The sequence below is a fragment of the Stenotrophomonas sp. PA-6-5C genome, assembly GCF_021605635.1.
Lineage (GTDB): Bacteria > Pseudomonadota > Gammaproteobacteria > Xanthomonadales > Xanthomonadaceae > Stenotrophomonas > Stenotrophomonas lactitubi.
In genome coordinates this window covers 1-3,881 of sequence record NZ_WKEE01000107.1, presented here as the reverse complement: position 1 = coordinate 3,881, position 3,881 = coordinate 1, and the positions used below count along the sequence as shown (strand labels likewise).

Sequence of the window (3,881 nt, the reverse complement as noted above, 5' to 3'; positions counted from 1 at the left end):
GGGCGGGGGGAGATAGTTGCACTTACATCCATCCGGATGAAGCGATATATTATCTTGGCGTGAGGAGGTGGTGCGATGCAAGCCCCGTCTCCCATTGCATCACTTCATGCCCTGCCGGCATGAGGGCATTGGTTGCAGCCGCAACCGAGGCGCAGGTGTACCCTCCGTGCCCCTTCGTCGTGCTTTTTCCCCTTCCCGGAGTGCTGTTCCCGATGAAACACCTTGGCCTTGTCTTCGCCGTGCTGCTGGCCACCAGTGGCTGCGCCAGCCTGTCTTCCAAGGCGCCCAGCGCCTATGCCACCACCGCCGACCTGCAGGGCGACGCAGCGCGTCCGTCCAGCGGGCACGGCTGGGTGCGCAGCGAGCTGTACTTCGGCGTGGGCGAGGAGCAGGGCGCCGGTGACCGCCCGCAGGCCGACACCATCAGCGATGCGCAGTGGCGCGCTTTCCTGGACAAGGAAGTGACACCGCGCTTCCCGGATGGGCTGACTGTGTTCGATGCCTACGGCCAGTGGCTGTTCCGCGGCGATGCCACGCCCAACCGCCTGCGCACCAAGGTGCTGGTGGTGCTGCACGAGGACAGCCCGAAGCGCCGCGCCGACATCGAAGCGATCCGGCTGGCGTGGAAGCAGCAGACCAAGCACCAGTCGGTGTTGTGGTCGCGGCAGGCGGTTGACGTATCGTTCTGACCCAGAGGCGCCATAGTGGCGCTGCAGGGAATGACGATGAAACCCAGGGATGTGTTGTTGGGCGCGATGCTTGCCGGCGTGTTGGTGCCCGTGGCGCAGGCGCAGGATGAGGACCGGGGCCCGCTGCGGTTTTCGCCGGCAGCGGGCGTGCAGGCGACGGCCGAGGTGCAGGAGGACGGCATGCTTGCCGTGCTGCTGCAGCCGGCCGGGAAGCGCCAGCGGTTGCCAGGCGCGCCGGATGCCGATGGTAATTCGCGCCTGAGCGCAGAGGACCTCGATTTCGATGGGCACCCTGAACTGGTCGCGCGCGCGGCGGTGGGCATGGTCAATGAGGCTGTTGCGGTCTATCGCTTCGACGCTGGCAGTGGTGAATTCCGCGCGCTGAAGGCGGTGACCCATGGACACGACCAGTGCGGCGAACTGATGGGCCTCACTGCCGATGCCGCCACGCGCACGCTGACCGCCAGCTGCCGCAGCGGGCCGATGTGGTACACCGACCAGTACCGGTTTGCAGGTGGGCAGCTCTATCTGTACCGCGGTGAGAATGTGCTGATGCTGGGCGATACGCTCAACCAGGCGCTGCGCTGGGAAGAGACCGAGAACCAAGGCCCGCTGGCGGTGTGGCGCACCTATGATCCCGCCGGCAAGGTGCTGGAAAGCGCCATTGGTGATGGATTGGGTGCACCCGCCAGCGGCGCACCGCTGCGGGGCCTGGACGCCACCGTGCTGCCTGCGCGCCTGTTCCTGTTCGACCGGCCCGGCGCATCAAGCACCAAGCGCTACCTGGTACAGGGCGATCAGGTGGAGATGCTGGATGAGCAGGATGGTTGGGTGAAGCTGCGTTACCGCACTCCGAAACAGGGCGCGATTGACGGCTGGATCAACGTCAACGATTGACGGCAGCGCTGCCCGGAGTTTGCACAACAAGGCGATCGATCTCTTGCCCACGGGAGCATCACTTCACCGGGTCTAGCCTCGGGTTTCCCCCGAACCAGGCTGCAGCACCATGAGCAAGCGCGTTGCCGAGATCGTCGTCGATACATTGCAGCAGGCGGGCGTCCGCCGTTGCTATGGCATCGTCGGCGACACCCTGAACCATGTCACCGACGCACTGCATCGCAGTGAAATCGAGTGGGTGCATGTGCGCCATGAAGAGGTCGCCGCGTTCGCGGCCGGTGCCGATTCATTGATCAGCGGCCAGCTGACCGCCTGCGCGGGCTCGTGCGGGCCCGGTGGCCTGCACTTCATCAACGGCATCTTCGAGAGCAACCGCAACCGCGCGCCGATGGTGCTGATCGCCAGCCAGGTGGTCACCAGCGAACTTGGCATGGAATTTCCGCAGGAAGTGGATTTCAAGGCGGTGTATGGCAGCTGCACGGTGTTTTGTGAGCAGGTGCACAGCCCGGCGCAGGCACGCCGCGTGGTGGCGCTGGCCTGCCAGGCGGCCATCAGCCGGCGTGGCGTGGCGGTGGTGATCCTGCCGGCCGACATCAGCGAAGCGGAGGTGAAGCACGATGTGCCGTTCTCGGTGCATTACACCCAGCCGGTGCTGCGCCCGTCCGATAGCGAACTGCAGCAGATTGCCGAACAACTGGGGCAGGGCAAGCGTATCGGCATCTATGCCGGCGCCGGTTGCCAGGGGGCGCATGCGCAGCTGCTGGAACTGGCGCGGCGCCTGCAGGCACCGGTGGCGCACACGTCGCGTGCCAAGGACTTCGTCGAACCGGACAACCCGTACAACATGGGCATGACCGGTGTTTTCGGCATCGAATCCGGCTTCCATACGTTGATGGAGTGCGACACGCTGCTGCTGCTCGGCGCGGATTTCGCCTGGGGCCAGTTCTATCCGGACAAGGCCACGATCATCCAGGTCGACCGCGACGGCAGCCACCTCGGCCGCCGCCATCCGGTGAACCTGGGCGTGGTCGGTGATATCGCACCGACGCTGGACGCACTACTGCCGATGCTGCCCCCGCGCGAAGACAGCAGCTTCCTGGACGAGTGCATCGAGCACCGCGACAAGGCGCTGAAGAAGCGCGAGCAGGAGGAGCAGCCGGGTGAAGGCGAGCTGATCCATCCGCAGCACCTGACCGCGCTGCTGTCGAAGTACGCCACCGACGATGCGCTGTTCACCGCCGATGGTGGCTCGCCGATGGTGTGGGTGCTGCGGCACATCCGGGTGAACGGTCGGCGCCGCACGCTGACCAGCCTGCTGCATGGCACGATGGCCAACGCGATGCCGCAGGCGCTGGGTCTGCAGAAGGCCTTCCCGGGGCGGCAGGTGATTTCGCTGTCCGGTGACGGTGGGCTGGCGATGCTGCTGGGCGATCTGCTGACCGCGGTGCAGGAAAACCTTCCGATCAAGGTGGTGGTGTTCAACAACGGCTCGCTGAATTTCGTCGAGCTGGAGCAGAAGGTGGAAGGCCTGCTGGACAACTACACCGACCTGAAGAATCCGGACTTCGGGCGGTTGGCCGAGGTGATCGGCTTCCATGGCCGCACGGTGACCCGCAGCGAGGATCTGGAGGAAGCGGTGCAGGATTTCCTGGCCCAGCGTGGGCCGGCCCTGCTGGACGTGCACACCAGTCGCGCGGAGCTGGTGATGCCGCCGCAGATCGAGGCCAAGCAGGTGGCGGGTACGGCGCTGTACGCGGCCAAGGCGGTGCTGAGCGGTCGCATCGACGACGTCAAGCATCTGCTGGTGGACAACTTCCTGAAGAAGTAAGAGGTTGGGTTTGATGCAGGGCTGCGCCCTGCACCCGCAGAGGCCGGAGCAAAAGCCGAAGCAACAGCAACAGCCGAAGCAACAGCAACAGCGGGCATTCCGTGGGATGGCGGGGTGGGTCCGGCTGCGGGGGACGCCGTAAACCCGTCCTTGGGGGCTTGGCCGCGGCATCCATGCCGCGGACACCCCCGCAACCGGACCCACCCCGCCTTCGACAGATTTCCGCGATCTGTCGGAATGGCATTGCCTGCTCTTGGTGGGTGTCGACTGCTGTTGGTGGGTGTCGACCTTGGTCGACACGGTAGATCCACGCTATGCGTGGATGGATTTCTGGGCATATCGACGGATGTGATCTCTGTAGAGCCGGGCCATGCCCGGCTCGCGAGCGAAGCGACCGGCTTCTGCCTTTGATCTTTTGATTCTCTTCCGTGGCTGGCGCCCGCAGGAAACTGTCAGGGGCCGGGCGG

General features: G+C 65.4%; 3 protein-coding genes. All 3 read left to right on the top strand.

Going from position 1 to position 3,881, the window contains the following annotated elements; translation table 11 throughout:
* The first annotated feature begins 212 nt into the window (after positions 1 to 212).
* Positions 213 to 689: a DUF3574 domain-containing protein gene (locus GIW57_RS23580; RefSeq protein WP_236513135.1), complete on the top strand. Its 477-nt coding sequence runs from the start codon at positions 213 to 215 to the stop codon at positions 687 to 689.
* 36 nt (positions 690 to 725) lie between these two features.
* Positions 726 to 1,586, top strand: a complete 861-nt coding sequence (locus GIW57_RS23575) for an SH3 domain-containing protein (RefSeq protein WP_236513133.1) — start codon at positions 726 to 728, stop codon at positions 1,584 to 1,586.
* 109 nt (positions 1,587 to 1,695) lie between these two features.
* Positions 1,696 to 3,414: a thiamine pyrophosphate-dependent enzyme gene (locus GIW57_RS23570; protein ID WP_236513131.1), complete on the top strand. Its 1,719-nt coding sequence runs from the start codon at positions 1,696 to 1,698 to the stop codon at positions 3,412 to 3,414.
* The last annotated feature ends 467 nt before the right edge of the window (positions 3,415 to 3,881 follow it).